Origin of the sequence: Paraburkholderia hospita (assembly GCF_002902965.1) — a bacterium.
Taxonomy (GTDB): Bacteria; Pseudomonadota; Gammaproteobacteria; order Burkholderiales; family Burkholderiaceae; genus Paraburkholderia; species Paraburkholderia hospita.
Genome location: NZ_CP026106.1, coordinates 1,920,743 through 1,937,694 on the forward strand (window position 1 = coordinate 1,920,743; position 16,952 = coordinate 1,937,694).

The window sequence follows — 16,952 nt, forward strand, 5'->3', positions numbered from 1 at the left end:
GCTTGCTCCACTTGCCGCCAGGCATCCGGTTGGTTTTATCTGCAGCCGGCCTTAAACGGCCTTGATGTTGATCGTGCGTTGCTCCGCCACCGGGCTCTCGACATGCGCCGCAAGGCGCTGCACATACCAGTCGCTGAACTTCTCGACGAGCCCTTCCGTGTACGGCGAATACGGACCCGGCTCGTACGCGCTGCTCGACGCGCCGCGCTGCGAATACTCGACGAGCGTACGGTCCTGGTCGTTGGTCGCGTTCCACACGGCCGTCAGGTTGCTCACGTCGTAATCGACGCCTTCCTGCGCATCCTTGTGCACGAGCCATTTCGTACGCACCAGCGTTTCGCCCGCCGACAGCGGAATCACCGAGAACGTCACGATGTGATCGCTCATAAAGTGATGCCACGAATTCGGCTGCGTCCAGAACGACAGCCCGCCCAGGTCGGCCTGCTCGAATTCGCCGAGCAACTTCTTCGATGCGACCTTCGCGTCGAGCGTCTGCGATTCGCCACTGCGATCGAGCGGCAGACGCTGCGTGCGAAAACCCGTCACGTCCGACAGCTGATCGATTTCAACAGAAGGCAGACCCATCTCTTCCCACTGCTTCTCGCGCTCGATGCAGGTGCGCTCGAACGCATCCATGCCTTCCGCGTTCGCGGGCGAACGCTGATAGCCGAAGCCGTACTCGTAGAGTGAAATGGTCAGCTCGGGATGGTTCGCGACGCAGTGGTAGCACTCGCGGTTGTTCTCCATCGTGAGCTTCCAGTTGCCTTTCTCGATGATGTCGATCTGCGCAGCAATCTTGCAGCTCGGCAGATCGTGCGGCAGCAGATACGGCTCCATTGCTGCGCGCATCACGGCGAAATCGACGGGCGGCTTTTCCGCGAGGCACACGAAAATCAGACCGGCCAGGTTCTCGACATGCACGCTCTTCAGGCTGTGCTTGCAGCGGTCGAACTTCTCGCCCATGTGCTCGGCGAACATCAGCTCGCCCGACAGGTTGTACGTCCAGCTGTGATACGGGCACACGATATTGCCGACTGAACCCTTGTCCTCGTTGCACAGGCGCGCGCCGCGGTGACGGCAAACGTTGTGGAATGCGCGCACCTGCATGTCGTCGTCGCGCACGATCAGGATCGAATCGTTGCCCAATTCGACGGTCACGTAATCGCCCGGCTCGGGAATGTCCGGCTCGACGGCGACCTGAATCCAGTGTTGACGGAAAATCGCGTCCATATCGAGCGAGAAGATTTCTTCGCTCAGATAAAACGGTGCTTCGAGGCTGTAACCCTTCTTGCGCCGGTCCACCAGCGTGCGAATGTCTGCCGATACTTTCATGTGTGCTCCGGGTTCCGAGGCCGTGTGGGTGCGGCGCAAAATCAGTATTCGATGAGTTGATGCTCGCGCAAATAATCGAGTATCACTTGTGCTTTTTCGACCGAAGTCCCTTCAATTACGACGCTGCCGCCCCGGCTTTCCGTGGTGGTCGCGGACAGCATGCGGGCATGGCCCGTGCGCTTCTCGGCAGCGGCCAGCCGGACCGGCTTGCGCGTGACGGGCGCGAGCGTCCATTGCGCCGCTTCCGCGTCGGCGCCCGCCTCCACGCGCTGCGGCGCGATCGAGCCGGCGCGCAGTCGCGCGTACGCATAGCGCGGCGTCACGGTGGCGAGCGGATGCACGGCGACGACGGCGGGCAGCGCGACCTCGACGCGACGGCGCACGCCCTTCGGCAAGAATTGCCGCACCGTCGCGCGCCCGCCTGCAATCGTCACGTCGACGGCCGTGCCGACGAGCGGGACCTGCAGCGCGTCCGCGAGCCGGTAAGGCAGCATGCCGCTGTCGAACGCGCCTTCGGCACAGGTGCCCGTCAGCACGAGGTCATAGCCCTTGAGCCGGGCCGCGAGCAGGCCCACGGCGTCTCCGTTGTCTGCGCAGGTCAGCACTTCGACGCGCTCAGCGCCGAGCGCCAGGTACTCTTCGAGTGCGGGATTACCCGGATCGCCCGCATGCAGCACGTCGAGTCGCGCGGCGTGCTGGCTCGACAGCTGGCGGCCGATTTCGAGTGCCGCGGCATCGTTGCGGCTATAGCGCGCGACGCCGCTGACAGGATGCTTGCCGACCGACACGAGCACCGCGATTTTTTCGAGCTTGCCGTTCATGCCGCGACTCCTTCGGCGATGTGTTTCACAACGGGCGCAGCGCCAGCGCCACGGCCCGAGCGTGCCCGGTCGATCTCGTCGATCAGCGACGCGATGGTCGCCTGCGTATCGCCGATGATCGTCAGGTTCGCGCGCTTGACGATGGGCGCGCTGCCGTCGAGATTCACCGCGATCACATGACGGCAATCCTTGATGCCTTGCAAGTGCTGCACCGCGCCCGAAATGCCGAACGCGATGTAGACGCTCGCCTCGACGGTCTTGCCCGTCGCGCCGATCTGCTTGTCGCGCGTGAACATGCCGTTGTCGACGGCAACGCGGCTCGCGCCGATTGCCGCGCCGAACGTGCTCGCGAGCTTTTCGAACGCGGCAACATCCGTCACACCGTTACCCGCCGACACGATGAAGTCCGCTTCTTCCAGCGCGACCTGCGCGGCGTCGATTTCCTCGATGCCCAGATCACGGTATGCGCCGTTCGACGCGTCGTTCGTTTGAGCGAATGCCGTGAGTTCGAGCCGCTCGCCTGCGCCGATAAACGGCAGCCGCGTATCGACTGCGCCTGCAGCAAGCAAAATCACGTCGGGCAATGCGCGCGTCGCGTAGGCCTTTTTCGCCTGCGCATACGTCGACACCTGCTTCGCGTCGATCTGCACCACATGCGTCGCGATGCTTGCGCCTGCGAGCGCCGCATAGCGGCGGCCGAGATCGCCGTCGCCCGTCGCGTTATCGGGCATGAAGACATGCACGGGCGCGAGTTGCGCGACGCATGCCGCCACGGCTTGCACTTCGCGTTCAGGCGCGAACGTGCGGCGGTCGAACGACGACAGTTCGATCACCTTGTCCGCGCCGAGCGCGGCGGCGTCATCCTTCAGCTCGCCGAGTACCAGCAGCGCGACTTGCGTCGCCGCGTCCGCGATCAGCGTGGCAGCCGCCAACGCCTGACGCGCATGATCGTCGAGACCGCCACGGTCGCTGTGCGCAACGACGAGCAGCGTGCGTTGCGACACTTGCGACGTACGCAGCGTCTTGACAGCGGCGTGGCCATGCGCGCCAGCATGCAACGCGTGCTCATTCGATGCACCCGCGATATGCTCCGCGCCGAGCGTGATGCGCTTCAGTCCTGCCGCCGTGATGACGAAGGGCCGGCGCGGATCGATACGTTTGATAGTCGTATTCATCGTTCACTCCAGCGCGGCCGCAACGAGTTCAGCCACATCGAGCACCTCGGGACGCGGACCGACCACGCCTTCGAGCATCGCCGTGCAGTTCGGGCAACCTACCGCGACCACGTCTGCGCCGATCGAACGGGCATCGGCGATGCGAATATCGGGAATGCGCTGCTTGCCGGGGATATCCGTCAGCGGCGCGCCGCCGCCACCGCCGCAGCAACGGCCACGCTTGCCATGCCGCTCCATCTCGACGACCTTGATGCCGATCGTCTTCAGCAACTGGCGCGGCGCTTCCGTTTCGCCGTTGTAGCGGCCGAGATAGCAGGGATCGTGATACGTGATCGTTTTGTCGTTGTACGCAGCGATGGCTTTCGGCGACAGCTTGCCGCTCGCGACGAGCTCCGCGAGGAACGTCGTGTGATGCAGCACTTCATAACGGCCGCCGAGCGCGCGATATTCGTTGCGCAGGCTGTGCATCACGTGCGGATCAGCGGTGACGATGCGCTTGAAATCGAGCGTCGCGAGCGTGCCCATCATCTGCTTCGCCATGCGCTGGAACGTGGCTTCGTCACCGAGACGGCGCGCGACGTCGCCCGTATCCGTTTCTTCGCCGCCCAGCACTGCGTAGTTGACGCCCGCCTTGTTCAGCACCTTGACGAGCGAGCGCAACGTGCGCTGATAGCGCATGTCGAACGCGCCTTCACCGGCAACGAGCAGCACATCGACAGCCTTGCCCGGCTGCGCAACGGGTGAACTCAGATCGACCGACCAGTCGTAGCGCGCCGCCTTGTCATAGCCGCCCATCGTGCCCGTCTCGCGCAGATTCGCGAGTACTTCGGGGCCCTTGCCCGGCACCGTGCCGTGCACGAGCGTCTGGTTGCGGCGCATGTCGACGATCGCGTCCACGTGCTCGATCAGCATCGGGCATTCGTGCACGCAAGCGCGGCACGTCGTGCACGACCACACCGTATCGGCTTCGATCAGGCTCGAGATGATGGGACGCTGCGGCTCGCCGCCATGCTGGCCCACCTTGATGCCAGGCGTCGGGCTGCCCGCATACGCTGCATCCGTGCCGCCGACCATGCCTGTCACGAGATCCTGAATCAGCTTCTTCGGATTCAGCGGCTGGCCTGCCGCAAACGCGGGACACGCCGCTTCGCACTTGCCGCACTGCACGCATGCATCGAAGCTCAGCAACTGGTTCCAGCGAAACTCGACGGGCTTGCCGACGCCGTATTCGTTCTGTTCGAGCACGGGCGCCTTGAGCGCAGTCGGCGGAACAACCGCTTCACGACGCACGTCGCCTTGCGCCGCGAAACGCTCCTGACGCGGATGAAACGCGAGATGCAAGAGACCGGCCAACGCGTGCTTCATCGGACCACCACGCGCCGCGCCGAACGTCATCGCGAACGCGCCTGCCCCAATCAGCAGCGCGAAGATAATCGCGAGTCCGCCCGACATCGCCGACGCTGGCAACAGCGTGTACAGCAGCAGACCGAGCGAGAACGAGCCGAGCAGCCAGGGCAGCGTATTCCACGGACCGCGCGACAGACGCGCGGGCACGTCCTTCGCGTGACGCCGACGCCATACGAACACGGCGCCCACCAGCATGATCAGCGCAGCCAGAAAGATCAGCCGGTCGAGCCATGGCGAATAGATCGCAAGACCATAGTTGATGAAGACCAGCGCGAAAGCCGCGATGGCGCCCCCCGCCGTCGCGACGTGCGTCTTCGCGATGTACGGATCACGCGCGACGACATGATGCAGATCGACGAAATAGCGCTTCGGAATGGTCAGCAGGTTGGTCCAGCCGAATGCGCCGGCTGCCGTTGCCCGTCCGAGACGCCAGTAAGCCGCCCGTTTTGCGACCGCGAACGCAAGGCCGGCGACCGAGACCCACAACAACGCGGTGATGAGAAACGCCGGGCTCATCATCAGAAGTCCTTGCAGAGACGCAGCGCGTCGTAGATCGCGCCGTGGATGTTATGCATCGAGATGCAGTCGCCGACACGGAACAGCAGGAAGCGTCCATTGCCGAGTTCTTCCGAAAGCGACGGTTGCGGTTCCGCTGCGAAGAGCTTGTGCACGTCCACCTGCCCGCGATTCACCGATTCGGACTTGAGCTTCCAGTACAGCGCGTCGTTTGGCGTGCTGCCGTTTTCGATGATGACCTGATCGACGACGCGCTCTTCCTGTTCTTCCGTGTACTCGTTGCGGATCACGGCGATCTTCCTGCCGTCCTCCTCGTATACACGGTCGAGCCAGTAGTTCGGCGTGTGGATCACGCCTTGCGCGTAGAGACGCCGATAGAAAATCGGGAACGTGGTGCCGCCAACGTCGTCGGCCACTTTCACGTCCGGCGTGACGATCTCGACCTTCGAGCCGCGGCTCGAAATAAAGTCGGCCACGCCCGCGCCTGCATGCGTGCTCACGCCGTCATAGACGAGCACGTTCTGCTTCGGCTCGACCTTGCCCGACAGAATGTCCCAGGAACTCACCGCGAGACCTTCTTCGACGCCCCATGCAGGCACTTGCTGCGTGAAGCTCGTGCCGCCCGTGGCGAGCACGATGATGTCGGGTTTCTCGGCGAGAATCATCTTCTCGTCGGCTTCGACGCCCAGACGCCGGTCGACACCGAGACGCTTCGTTTCCATGTCGAACCAGCGCACGATGCCCGCCATCTGCTCGCGTTGCGGCGCTTTCGCGGCCAGCATGATCTGCCCGCCCACAGCATCGCTCTTCTCGAAGAGCACGACATCGTGACCGCGCGAACGCGCAACGCGCGCCGCTTCCAGTCCCGCCGGACCCGCGCCGACCACGACCACCTTGCGGCGCGGTCCACGCGTTTTCTCGATCACATGCGGCATCGTCGCTTCGCGCGAGGTCGCCGCGTTCTGCACGCACAGCACATCGAGACCGTTGTACTGGCGATCGATACAGTAGTTCGCGCCGACGCACTGCTTGATCTCGTCCTCGCGGCCATCGCGGATCTTGATGACCATGTGCGGATCGGCGATCTGCGCGCGCGTCATGCCGACCAGATCGACCATGCCGCTCGCGAGCAGACGCTCCGCCTGGCCCGCATCGCGGATGCTTTGCGCGTGCATCACGGGCAGCTTCACGACCGACTTGATGCCCGCCGCGAGATGCACGAACGGCTCGGGCGGCAGCGCCATCGGCGGCATGCAGTTGGCGAGCGTGTTGTGCGTGTCCGCGCCCGAGCCGATCACGCCGACGTAATCGATCAAACCGCTTTCCGACATCGCTTGCGCGATTTCCTTCAACTGCTCGTGATCGAGGCCGTCTTCATGGAATTCGTCGCCGCACATGCGCAGGCCGACGCAGAAGTCCTTGCCGACTGCTTCGCGCACCGCCTGCAACACCTCTACGCCGAAACGCAGACGGTTTTCGAGCGAGCCACCCCATTCGTCGGTACGGAAGTTCGTGCGCGGGCTCCAGAACTGATCGATCAGATGCTGGTGTGCGGCCGAAATTTCGATGCCGTCCATGCCCGCGTCCTTCACGCGCTTCGCAGCCGCCGCGAAGTCGCTGATGATGCGGCGGATTTCTTCCACTTCGATGATCTTCGCGTTGCCGCGGTGCACGGGCTCGCGCACGCCGGAAGGTGACATCAGGTGCGGCCAGTGCTCGCCATGAAACGCGGAGCGGCGGCCCATGTGCGTCGCCTGAATCATGATCTTCGCGCCGTGGCGATGCATCGCTTCAGCGAGACGCGACAGCGGGTCGATGATCTTGTCCGTCGACAGGTTGACGGACTTCCACCAGCCTTGCGGACTGTCGATCGACACCGGGCTCGACCCGCCGCACACGGCGAGGCCCACACCGCCCTTGGCCTTTTCCTCGTAATAGCGGATATAGCGGTCACCGGGCAGACCGCCCGGTTCGGCATACACCTCGGCATGCGCGGTGCTGACAATGCGGTTGCGCAGCGTCAGCTGATTGAGCGTCAAGGGTTTGAACAGATTGGGGTAACGCATTGCGGGCGACCTCGAGCGGGTTCGATTCAGTCTCTTGTTTCAGTCACGCAGCCAGCGAGCCGCTGCGTGTCTGTACTTCTGTCATGCGGCAAGCGGGGATACTTCAAATACGCAGTGGTCGTGCTTGTGGTCGTGATGCTCGCCCGCGCACTGCGCTTCCTTCGACTGACTGCGCGGCGCCTTCTTGCCGCCTTCGGCCGTGTCGTTGACCCAGTCCATCGCGCCTGCGAACCAGCCGGCGAACATGTAGCAGAGCTTGCCGCTCTTCTCCGGCTGCTGCAGCACGAACGACGAATAGCGCAGTTCGATCTTCGCGTGCGCCGTCGCCGGGTCGGCTTCGATGATCTTGAACAGACCCCAGCCACGTTGCGACAGGCGGTTCAGGTAATGCTCGAACACGGCCATGCCGCTGATGCCGTGCTGCTTCGCTTCCTTGTCGCACCAGTAGTACGCGGACTTGTAGCCGGCCTTGTAGAGAATCTCGGCATACGCTTCGACGCCGAGCGCTTCTTCTACGGCAGCGTGATTGTTCGTGAAGAAGTGACGCGGCACGTAGAGCATCGGCAGCGCGTCGGTGGTCCAGACACCCGTGTTCGGATCGACGTCGATGGGCAGTTGCGGTTGCATTGCAGGTTTCCTTGTTCTCTCAGGTTTCGCTTATCAGACGTTCCAGACTTCGCCGAACACGCGCAGCCAGTTCTCGCCCATCACTTTCTTGATGCGCGATTCGCTCCAGCCTGCCTTTTCCATCGCAGCCGTCAGGTTCGGGAACTCGCCGATCGTGCGAATGCCTTCCGGGTTCACGACCTTGCCGAAGTTCGTCAGACGGCGATAGCGGCCCTTGTCGTGCGTAATCCAGTCGAAGAACTCGGTCGAGTAGCCTTGCGTGAAGTCGGTGCCGATGCCCACTTTGTCTTCGCCGATTACGTTGATTACGTAGTCGATCGCTTCGAGATAGTCTTCGACGGTTGCATCTGGGCCACGCTTGAGGAACGGCGCGAACATCGTCACGCCGACGAAGCCGTTCGCGTCGGCGATCTCTTTCAGTTGCTCGTCGCTCTTGTTGCGCGGATGCTCCTTCAGACCCGACGGGCAGCAGTGCGAATACGTGACGGGCATCTTCGAGCAGGCGATTGCATCGGAAGACGTCTTCCCGCCGACATGCGACAGGTCGACCATGATGCCGACGCGGTTCATTTCCTGAATCACTTCGCGACCATAGCCCGACAGGCCGCCGTCCGCTTCATAGCAGCCGGTGCCGACCAGGTTCTGCGTGTTGTAGCAAAGCTGCACCACGTTCACGCCGAGTTCCTTGAAAACTTCGATATAGCCGAGGTTGTCCTCGAACGCGTACGAGTTCTGGAAGCCGAAGATGATGCCCGTCTTGTTCTCTTTCTTGGCGCGCAGAATGTCGTCCGTCGTGCGCACGAGCGTGAGGATCTCGCTGTACTCGCGGATCTGCTGCTTCATTTCCGCGATGTTGTCGATGGTCTTCTGGAAGTCTTCCCACACGGAGACCGTACAGTTGACTGCCGTGACGCCGCCCTTCCTCATGTCCTCGAACACCGAGCGGTCGAACTTCGAAATGTTCAGACCGTCGATAATGATGCTGCTGTCGTGCAGGTTGCTCATGTTTGACTCCGTAGCTGTGGGGCTTTCGTGTAGATAGAGCGGCTCAGTAGATCGGGAAGCGTTCGCACAGCGCGAAGATCTCGCGGCGCACGCGCTGTTCCGTTGCCGCGTCGCCATCGGGATGCGTGCGCAGCGCATCGAACACTTCGAGAATCAGGCGGCCGATATCGCGGAACTCCGCAACGCCGAAGCCGCGCGTCGTGCCCGCCGGCGTGCCGAGGCGAATGCCCGACGTAACTGTCGGCTTCTCCGTATCGAACGGAATGCCGTTCTTGTTGCACGTAATGCCCGCACGTTCGAGCGCCTGTTCAACCTGCGTGCCCTTCAAACCCTTCGGGCGCAGATCGACGAGCAGAAGGTGGTTGTCCGTGCCGCCAGTAACGAGATCGACGCCGCCTTCCTTCAGCACTTCGCCGAGCGCCTGCGCGTTCGCCAGCACGTTGTCGATGTAGGTCTTGAAGTTGTCTTCGAGTGCTTCGCCGAATGCGACGGCCTTGCCCGCGATCACATGCATCAGCGGACCGCCTTGCAGACCGGGGAACACCGCCGAGTTGATCTTCTTCGCAATGTCTTCGTCGTTGGTCAGTACGAAGCCGCCGCGCGGACCGCGCAGCGTCTTGTGCGTGGTCGACGTCACGACATGCGCGTGTTCGATCGGATTCGGATGACGGCCTGCCGCGATTACGCCTGCGATGTGCGCCATGTCGACCATCAGCTTCGCGCCGACGCTATCGGCGATCGCACGGAAGCGCGCGAAATCCAGCACGCGCGGATAAGCGGAGAAGCCTGCGATGATCATCGACGGCTTGTGCTCGTGCGCAAGCTTTTCGACCTGGTCGTAATCGATGCGCAAGGTTTCGCGATCCACACCGTACTGAACCGCGTTGAACCACTTGCCGGACAGCGCGGGCTTCGCGCCGTGCGTCAGGTGGCCGCCCGCATCGAGCGACATGCCGAGAATCGTGTCGCCCGGCTTTGCGAGCGCGAGCATCACGGCGCCATTGGCTTGCGCGCCCGAGTGCGGCTGCACGTTGGCAAAACCTGCGTTGAAGAGCTTCTTGATCCGTTCGATGGCGAGCGCTTCCACTTCATCGACGAACTCACAGCCGCCGTAGTAGCGTTTGCCGGGATAGCCTTCCGCGTACTTGTTCGTCAGCACCGAGCCTTGTGCTTCGAGCACAGCGCGCGACACGATGTTTTCCGATGCGATCAGCTCGACCTGCGACTGCTGGCGTTCGAGTTCCTTGAGCACCGACTTGCGTACGGCTGCGTCGCGCTCGGCGAGGGACTGCGAGAAGAATGGGTTGGCGTTCGACATGGCTTCCGTTCAGTTGACCTGGTTGATCTTCAGTGGACATTTAATGACTGAAAAGCGAAAAGCGAGTGCGAGGCCAACTGTCCGATTCCGCGCTATCCCTTGACTGGACTGGCTTTGCACCACCTCCACCGACGACTCTATTCTTGTCTTTCGCCTGTCCGGTCAATTTATGATTTCAGACGCGTTCTTTGCCTTTTCCGCCATGCAGGTCCGTTTTGGACAAGTGATGGAAAGCGACCGGTCGTGCTTATCAGCAGTGTCAATGGAGTAAATTGATGTGTTTACGCCATGATGCATCGCAGCGCCCGGTTACTATTTGTTCGCGCAAACGGCACCGCTTGAGAGCGCGACAGGCTCGCAGACAGTGCGGGCATTGCACAGCGCCGGTGCGATCGCGCGAATGCACTGCCGCATCGAGGTTATCCAGCCAGGGTTTAGCCGTATGGCATGCTTGTTGCGCTCACTCGCAGAATAAGAAAGGCCGTCTCCCCACTCGGCCGTAACAGAACATCGAGCAGAAGGAACGCCCGAACCATGTCCCCCGATCGAACCGCGTCGTTGTCGCACTTCGCGTTCATGCCGCTGCCCAACTTCACGATGATCGCGTTCACGAATGCGATCGAGGTGCTGCGCATGGCCAACTATCTGAGCGGGCAAACGCTTTACCGCTGGTCCATCATCAGCCCGGACGGGGGCCCTGTCAGCGCGAGCAACGGTCTGTCTGTCGATACTGGCCCGGCCGATTGCGTGGGCACGCCCGATATCGTGTTCGTATGCGGCGGCACCGACGTGCAACGCGTGACCACGCCCGAGCATCTGTCGGCGCTGCGCCGCTTCGCGCGGGCGGGCGTCGCGCTGGGCAGCCTGTGCACGGGCACGTATGCGCTCGCCAAGTCGGGATTACTCGCGGGTTATGCGTGCGCGATTCACTGGGAGAACATGTCGGCGCTCAAGGAAGAGTTTCCTGACATTCGGTTCCTGAAAGAGCTTTTCGTCATCGATCGCGATCGCGTGACCTGCACGGGCGGGGTCGCGCCGCTCGACATGATGTTGAACCTGATTGCCGCGCGCGTCGGCACGCCGCGTGTCACGCAGATTGCCGAGCAGTTCATCGTCGAGCATGTGCGCGACAACAACGCGCAGCAACGGATGCCATTGGTGGCGCGGCTTGGGTCGGCGAACAAGTCGTTGTTCGAAGTCATTGCTTTGATGGAGAACAATATCGAAGAGCCGCTTTCGCGCGAGGAACTCGCGAGGCTTGCGAATATGTCGCAACGGCAGTTGCAGCGGCTGTTCCGTGAGCATCTTGGGATGACGCCGACTCATTACTATCTGACTTTGCGGTTGCGGCGGGCGCGGGAGCTTTTGTTGCAGACTGATATGTCTATCATGCATATCACGATGGCTTGTGGGTTTCAGTCGGCATGTCACTTTAGTAAGAGCTATCGGGATGCTTTTGGAACGGCTCCTACGCGGGAGCGGAGGAAGCAAGTCGCGCCTCTTGCGCATGCGGTGATTAGTAATTCGATTGGTGGGGTTACTGTGCATGCGTGATGGTTTTTTGATTGTCTGCGACGCTGGTTGGTTTGTTTAGGTTTTTGCTGGGATCCGCGTGGCGGTGTTTGCTGCGCAGGCGGTTGGGTTTTTTGGCCTTTGCGCTGGCATCCGCGATTTGTTTTGCCTGCTTCAAGCGTCGCCCCTGTGCGGGGCGGCACCTACTTTTCTTTGCCGCCGCAAAGAAAAGTAGGCAAAAGAAAGCGGCTAACACCGCCAGCACGTGTGTTTGCCTGAGGGCCCCCAAAGGGTCTTACGCTTCACACGGCAATCACGTGACCCATGTTCGCTGCCAACGCTCTTGCGGTGCGCCTCACCCGCTTCACGCACCCGCGCTTCACCATGCCGTGCCAGATATTCCTCCGCCGCCCAGGTGGCAAACTGTGTGTAGGCCGTAGTGCCTCGCACGCCTCACTTCGGACCTCAGGATTACCCACATCTTGCAAGGAGAGTGGTGAATGATCGCTTGTAAACAGTCGGCGTCGATGTTAACTTTGGCCCATTCTGTTCGCAACGGTAGTCGGGATTGGTCGACGAGAACGAGACAGATGACTGGGCAAGTGCCGAATTTGGCGAGGCTGATCTGGGTGATGCGCGCCTGGCGCAGCGTCTTGTTGCGCTGGCTCGCCGACTCGCGTGCAGTCCGCAAGGTTCATTTCCTCAATCGCTCAAGCCGGCCGAACTGAAGGCTGCCTACCGTTTCTTCGATAATACGCAGGTCGACACGAACGGGATTCTCGCGCCCCATATTGCGCAAACACTTGATCGCATGAGACAGGTGCCGATCGTGCTGGCGATTCAGGACACAACGGAGTTCAACCTGTCGCATCTGCCTGCGACGGAGGGGCTGGGGCGCGGCACTGGCAACAATGAGCAGGGTTTCATGATGCACAGCCTGCTGGCAGTCACGCCCGATGGCTTGCCGCTAGGCGTGCTGGGCGTGAAGACCTGGGTACGCCCCGAAGCGGTGTTCGGCAAGAGTGCCCCCGCAGTCACGCGCCCGATCGAACAGAAGGAAAGCGTCAAATGGCTTGAAGGAATCGATCATCTCGCGGCACTCAAGGTACGTTGCGAACAGACGCGGTTTGTCTGTGTTGGAGACCGCGAGAGCGACCTTTACGAACTGTTTTCCGCCGAACGCCCCGCCGGAGTGGACTGGTTGATCCGCGCAACACACAACCGTGTAGCGCGTCATCCGCAAGGCTACCTTTGGGAAACTGTTCTGGCCACCACGCCCCTTGGCAACACTGAACTGCGGATACCAACCAGAAGCAAACTTCCTCAGCGCATAGCGCGACTGACGTTGCGTTGTGCGAGCGTGCGACTGCAATCTCCAAGAGCGCGCGCAAGCCGCCGCAGCCTGCCTGAGGTCGACGTCTTTGCGATTCACGCCATTGAGGATAATCCCCCGAACGGTGTTGAACCGCTTGAATGGATGCTGCTCAGTTCGGTGCCCACGAGCTCGCTTGAAGAAGTTCTCGAACGGCTGGCCTGGTACGCCAGACGCTGGACCATTGAGACGTGGCACCGTGTGCTCAAAAGCGGCTGCCGTATCGAGGCGCGCCAGTTCGGCACGCTCGAGCGGTTTGTGAGAGCGACTGCTCTGTTTGCCGTCATCGCGTGGCGCATCCTGTATGCCACGCTGCTTGCGCGAACGGGCACGCAGCTGTGCTGCGAAGTATTGCTCCAGCCAGTTGAATGGCAGGCGCTCTATTGCCATACCCACGCAACCACGCAACTGCCAGAGCAGGTTCCAACGCTGCAACAAACCATCGTGTGGATAGGCATGCTTGGCGGCTATCTGAATCGCACGCATGACCGCCCACCAGGACCGACAGTCATATGGCGTGGATTTCTCGTCCTGCACGAAATTACGAAGATGTATCAGCTCTTCAGGCAAAGCGGATAGCATGCTCAGTAAAAATGTGGGTAATCCTGAGACTTCGGACCGATAGCACGCGCATACCTCCATGTAAGAGCGCCAAGCTATACGACGCGACAACCTACACACAGTTTGCCACCTAGGCGGCGCAAACCATTCGCTGCCGCTTGCTCTTGTGCGGGTGCGTGAAGTGGGTGAGGCGTTCATTCGAAGCGTTGGCAACGAACACCAATCTGGGCACTGCCGTGTGAAGCGTAGGACCGGTTGAGGGCCCTCAGGCAACAATTAGCGCTGACGGTGTTAGCCGCTTTCTTTTGCCTACTTTTCTTTGCGGCGGCAAAGAAAAGTAGGTGCCGCCCCGCACAGGGGCGACGCTTGAAGCACGAAGGCATAGCGCGGATGCCAGCGCAAACACAAGCAAACCAAACCGCGTGCACAGCAATGCCAGCGAAAACACCCCAAAACCACCCCACTCCGCGAAAAACCAAAATCATTCACCCCACATCAAAAACCGTCCGTGTGCGGTTTGCACACCCCTGCGTAGTGAGATAAGGTGAACCCTCACAGCGACCGGGCGTCGCGCACCACTGCCTCTGAGGCTCCTCATGGCTGACACCGACAACGAACCGACGCAACTGCAGCAACCGCAGCAACCACAACAACGACAACACCCAGACCAACGCAAAACCCCCATCGCGCCGCAGCAATTCTCCCTCGACGTCCTGCAAGAAAAATACGCCAAGGGCGACGAACAAACCGCCGACGATGTCTACCGCCGCGTCGCGCGCGGAGTCGCCATGGCCGAGCCCGAAGCCCTGCGCCCGGCAATCGAGGCGCGCTTCGTCGAGAACCTCCAGAACGGCGCACTCGGCGCAGGCCGCATCATGAGCGCCGCAGGCTCAGGCATCGCCGCGACGCTGATCAACTGCTTCGTGCAACCGGTCGGCGACAGTATTCAAGGCGTCGACGACCAGGGCTTGCCCGGCATCTACGTCGCGCTGCTGCAAGCAGCCGAAACCATGCGCCGCGGCGGCGGCGTCGGCTACAACTTCTCGGCAATCCGCCCGCACGGCGCGCGCGTAAAAACGACCAGTTCGTCAGCGTCTGGACCCTGCAGCTATATCGACGTATTCGACGCGTCCTGCCGCACCGTCGAAAGCGCCGGCTCCCGGCGCGGCGCGCAAATGGCCGTGCTCGACTGCACGCACCCCGATCTGCTCGAATTCATCGAGGCCAAGCATTCGAAAGGCCGCTGGAACAACTTCAACGTGTCCGTCGCCGTCAGCGACGAATTCATGCGCGCCGTCGAGAACGACGAGATGTGGCAACTCGTGCATCGCGCGGAACCGACGCCGGCCATGCGTACGGCCAACGACATGCATAAGCGCGAAGACGGCATGTGGGTCTACAGCGAACGGCGCGCGAAAGAGATCTTCGATCGCATCATGCGCTCGACCTACGATATCGCAGAGCCTGGTATCGTATTCATCTCGCGCATGAACGACGACAACAACCTGCGCGCCGTCGAAACGATCCGCGCGACAAACCCATGCGGCGAGCAGCCACTGCCGCCTTACGGCTGTTGCAACCTCGGCCCGCTGAACCTGACGCGCTTCGTAAGCGATCCGTTCGCGCAGCGGCATGGCGGCACGCCGTCGTTCGACTGGGACGCGCTCGCGCAACGCACGCGCACCCACGTACGCTTTCTCGACGACGTGCTCGACGTGACGCTCTGGCCGCTCCCGCAGCAATACGATGAGTCCCGTGCGAAGCGCCGCATCGGAGTCGGCTTCACAGGACTCGGCGACACGCTCGTGATGATGGGACTGCGCTACAACTCGCAGGAAGGCCGCGATTTCGCGGTGCGCATCGCGCGATTGATGCGCGACGAAGCGTATCGTGCATCCGTCGAACTCGCGCGCGAGCGCGGCGCGTTTACGCTCTTCAACGCAAAGCAATATCTGGAAGAAGGCACGTTCGCGTCGCGCCTGCCTGATGACATCAAGGACGCCATCCGCACGCACGGCATTCGCAACAGCCATCTGCTCTCCATTGCGCCGACGGGCACGGTCAGCCTGGCGTTTGCGGACAATGCATCGAACGGTATCGAGCCGGCGTTCTCGTGGACGTACACGCGCATGAAGGTGATGGCGAACGGCAGCCGCGAGCAGTTCGCGGTCGAAGATCATGCATACCGTCTTTATCGCGAGCTTGGCGGCGATGTCGCCCATCTGCCGGACTATTTCGTCAGCGCGCTCGAAATGTCCGCGCGCGATCATCTGGACATGATGGCGGCCGTGCAGCCGTATATCGACACGTCCATTTCGAAGACGGTCAACGTCCCCGCCGACTATCCGTTCGACGCTTTCGAAACCCTCTATTTCGATGCATGGAAAAGCGGTCTGAAAGGTCTTGCGACGTATCGGCCGAACGAAACGCTCGGCGCCGTGCTCAGCGTGACGCAGGAACCCGCCGCCACGCCCGACGATGCCCTCGCGGAAATCGATCTCGACCCGCTGCGCGTCGCAATCGATCATCGACCGAGAGGGGAATTGCCCGCGATCATCGAGAAAGTGGAGTACCTGACGGCTGCCGGCAAGAAATCGCTGTATCTGGCCGCGTCGTTCATCGAGGTGACGGGACGCGTCGGCGGCGAGGAAGTAACGATCGAACGGCCCATCGAGTTCTTCATTCCCGCCGGTCAGCGCGACGAATCGCAGCAATGGATCACCGCGACGATGCGCTCGCTGTCGCTTGCCGCGCGCGGCGGTTTTGTCGCACGCAATTTGCAGGATCTGCGCAAGGTGTCTTGGGACCGCGGCCAGGTCAGGCTCGGCGAGGTGCAGCGGATCGACGGACACCATTCGCCGCGCTGGCACGATTCGGAAGTCGCCGCGCTCGCTTACGCGCTTCAGCAGATACTGCATCGGCGCGGCTTTCTAGATGCGGAAGGCAACCAGGTGCCCTCACGTATGCTCGCACGCCTGCCGCTCGGGCATACGAATCCCAATGCGTCGACGGCAGATCACACACTCTCCGCAATCGAAGACGCCGCAGAGGAACAGCGCGGCGCTCAGGAATTGCGCACGATGCATGGCCGTAAATGCGGCAATTGCGGCGCAAATGCGGTGATCCGCAAGGATGGGTGCGATTTTTGCACGGCGTGTGGGGAAATTGGCGCGTGCGGATAATCGGCCGTATTTTTTACCTGCAATATAAAAAGAACTAAACCGGATTATCGATGCCTTA

12 protein-coding genes are annotated in these 16,952 nt (G+C 61.7%); 3 read left to right on the forward strand and 9 right to left on the reverse strand.

What is annotated here, in order from left to right:
* Positions 1-51: 51 nt before the first annotated feature.
* The 8 genes from C2L64_RS26915 to C2L64_RS26950 all read right to left on the reverse strand — a co-directional run bounded on the left by C2L64_RS26915 (position 52) and on the right by C2L64_RS26950 (position 10,267).
* Positions 52-1,332: an aromatic ring-hydroxylating oxygenase subunit alpha gene (locus C2L64_RS26915; RefSeq protein ID WP_007744900.1), complete on the reverse strand. Its 1,281-nt coding sequence runs from the start codon at positions 1,330-1,332 to the stop codon at positions 52-54.
* A 41-nt stretch (positions 1,333-1,373) separates the two neighbouring features.
* Positions 1,374-2,153 (reverse strand): drug:proton antiporter, encoded by a 780-nt coding sequence (locus C2L64_RS26920; RefSeq protein WP_009770262.1) that lies wholly within the window; start codon positions 2,151-2,153, stop codon positions 1,374-1,376.
* Complete coding sequence (locus tag C2L64_RS26925; RefSeq protein ID WP_009770263.1) at positions 2,150-3,328, reverse strand: electron transfer flavoprotein subunit alpha/FixB family protein; 1,179 nt, start codon at positions 3,326-3,328, stop codon at positions 2,150-2,152. The genes C2L64_RS26920 and C2L64_RS26925 overlap by 4 nt, the downstream gene beginning before the upstream one ends.
* 3 nt (positions 3,329-3,331) lie before the next feature.
* A complete protein-coding gene (locus tag C2L64_RS26930) occupies positions 3,332-5,251 on the reverse strand; it encodes a (Fe-S)-binding protein (RefSeq protein WP_009770264.1) in 1,920 nt (639 codons plus the stop codon).
* 2 nt (positions 5,252-5,253) lie between these two features.
* A complete protein-coding gene (locus tag C2L64_RS26935) occupies positions 5,254-7,317 on the reverse strand; it encodes an NADH:flavin oxidoreductase (protein ID WP_007744911.1) in 2,064 nt (687 codons plus the stop codon).
* A gap of 81 nt (positions 7,318-7,398) precedes the next feature.
* A complete protein-coding gene (locus C2L64_RS26940) occupies positions 7,399-7,944 on the reverse strand; it encodes a DUF5943 domain-containing protein (protein ID WP_007744913.1) in 546 nt (181 codons plus the stop codon).
* A 33-nt stretch (positions 7,945-7,977) separates the two neighbouring features.
* Entirely contained in the window at positions 7,978-8,949 is a 972-nt protein-coding gene (locus tag C2L64_RS26945; protein WP_007744916.1) for a dipeptidase, read from the reverse strand.
* Positions 8,950-8,992: 43 nt separating this feature from the next.
* Positions 8,993-10,267: a serine hydroxymethyltransferase gene (locus tag C2L64_RS26950; protein WP_007744918.1), complete on the reverse strand. Its 1,275-nt coding sequence runs from the start codon at positions 10,265-10,267 to the stop codon at positions 8,993-8,995.
* 534 nt (positions 10,268-10,801) lie between these two features.
* Here C2L64_RS26950 and C2L64_RS26955 point away from each other — a divergent pair.
* Entirely contained in the window at positions 10,802-11,821 is a 1,020-nt protein-coding gene (locus tag C2L64_RS26955) for a GlxA family transcriptional regulator (protein ID WP_007744920.1), read from the forward strand.
* Here C2L64_RS26955 and C2L64_RS53405 read toward each other — a convergent pair.
* Entirely contained in the window at positions 11,805-11,957 is a 153-nt protein-coding gene (locus C2L64_RS53405; protein WP_158660539.1) for a hypothetical protein, read from the reverse strand. The two genes, C2L64_RS26955 and C2L64_RS53405, sit on opposite strands and share 17 nt — an antisense overlap.
* A gap of 390 nt (positions 11,958-12,347) precedes the next feature.
* Between C2L64_RS53405 and C2L64_RS26960 the strand changes: the two genes are divergently transcribed.
* Together C2L64_RS26960 and C2L64_RS26965 are read left to right on the forward strand one after the other, a co-directional pair.
* The gene (locus C2L64_RS26960) at positions 12,348-13,730 is read left to right on the forward strand and encodes an IS4 family transposase (RefSeq protein WP_090838341.1); all 1,383 of its coding nucleotides are present in this window, start codon (positions 12,348-12,350) and stop codon (positions 13,728-13,730) included.
* A gap of 578 nt (positions 13,731-14,308) precedes the next feature.
* Entirely contained in the window at positions 14,309-16,894 is a 2,586-nt protein-coding gene (locus tag C2L64_RS26965) for an adenosylcobalamin-dependent ribonucleoside-diphosphate reductase (protein WP_007590100.1), read from the forward strand.
* Positions 16,895-16,952: the final 58 nt, after the last annotated feature.

What these genes read in the sequence shown, in the direction of transcription:
- C2L64_RS26935 (WP_007744911.1), bottom strand. Translation starts at nt 7,317, where the DNA reads ATGCGTTACCCCAATCTGTTCAAACCCTTGACGCTCAATCAGCTGACG.
- C2L64_RS26945 (WP_007744916.1), bottom strand. Translation starts at nt 8,949, where the DNA reads ATGAGCAACCTGCACGACAGCAGCATCATTATCGACGGTCTGAACATT.
- C2L64_RS26915 (WP_007744900.1), bottom strand. Translation starts at nt 1,332, where the DNA reads ATGAAAGTATCGGCAGACATTCGCACGCTGGTGGACCGGCGCAAGAAG.
- C2L64_RS26925 (WP_009770263.1), bottom strand. Translation starts at nt 3,328, where the DNA reads ATGAATACGACTATCAAACGTATCGATCCGCGCCGGCCCTTCGTCATC.
- C2L64_RS26955 (WP_007744920.1), top strand. Translation starts at nt 10,802, where the DNA reads ATGTCCCCCGATCGAACCGCGTCGTTGTCGCACTTCGCGTTCATGCCG.
- C2L64_RS26920 (WP_009770262.1), bottom strand. Translation starts at nt 2,153, where the DNA reads ATGAACGGCAAGCTCGAAAAAATCGCGGTGCTCGTGTCGGTCGGCAAG.
- C2L64_RS26940 (WP_007744913.1), bottom strand. Translation starts at nt 7,944, where the DNA reads ATGCAACCGCAACTGCCCATCGACGTCGATCCGAACACGGGTGTCTGG.
- C2L64_RS26950 (WP_007744918.1), bottom strand. Translation starts at nt 10,267, where the DNA reads ATGTCGAACGCCAACCCATTCTTCTCGCAGTCCCTCGCCGAGCGCGAC.
- C2L64_RS26965 (WP_007590100.1), top strand. Translation starts at nt 14,309, where the DNA reads ATGGCTGACACCGACAACGAACCGACGCAACTGCAGCAACCGCAGCAA.
- C2L64_RS26930 (WP_009770264.1), bottom strand. Translation starts at nt 5,251, where the DNA reads ATGAGCCCGGCGTTTCTCATCACCGCGTTGTTGTGGGTCTCGGTCGCC.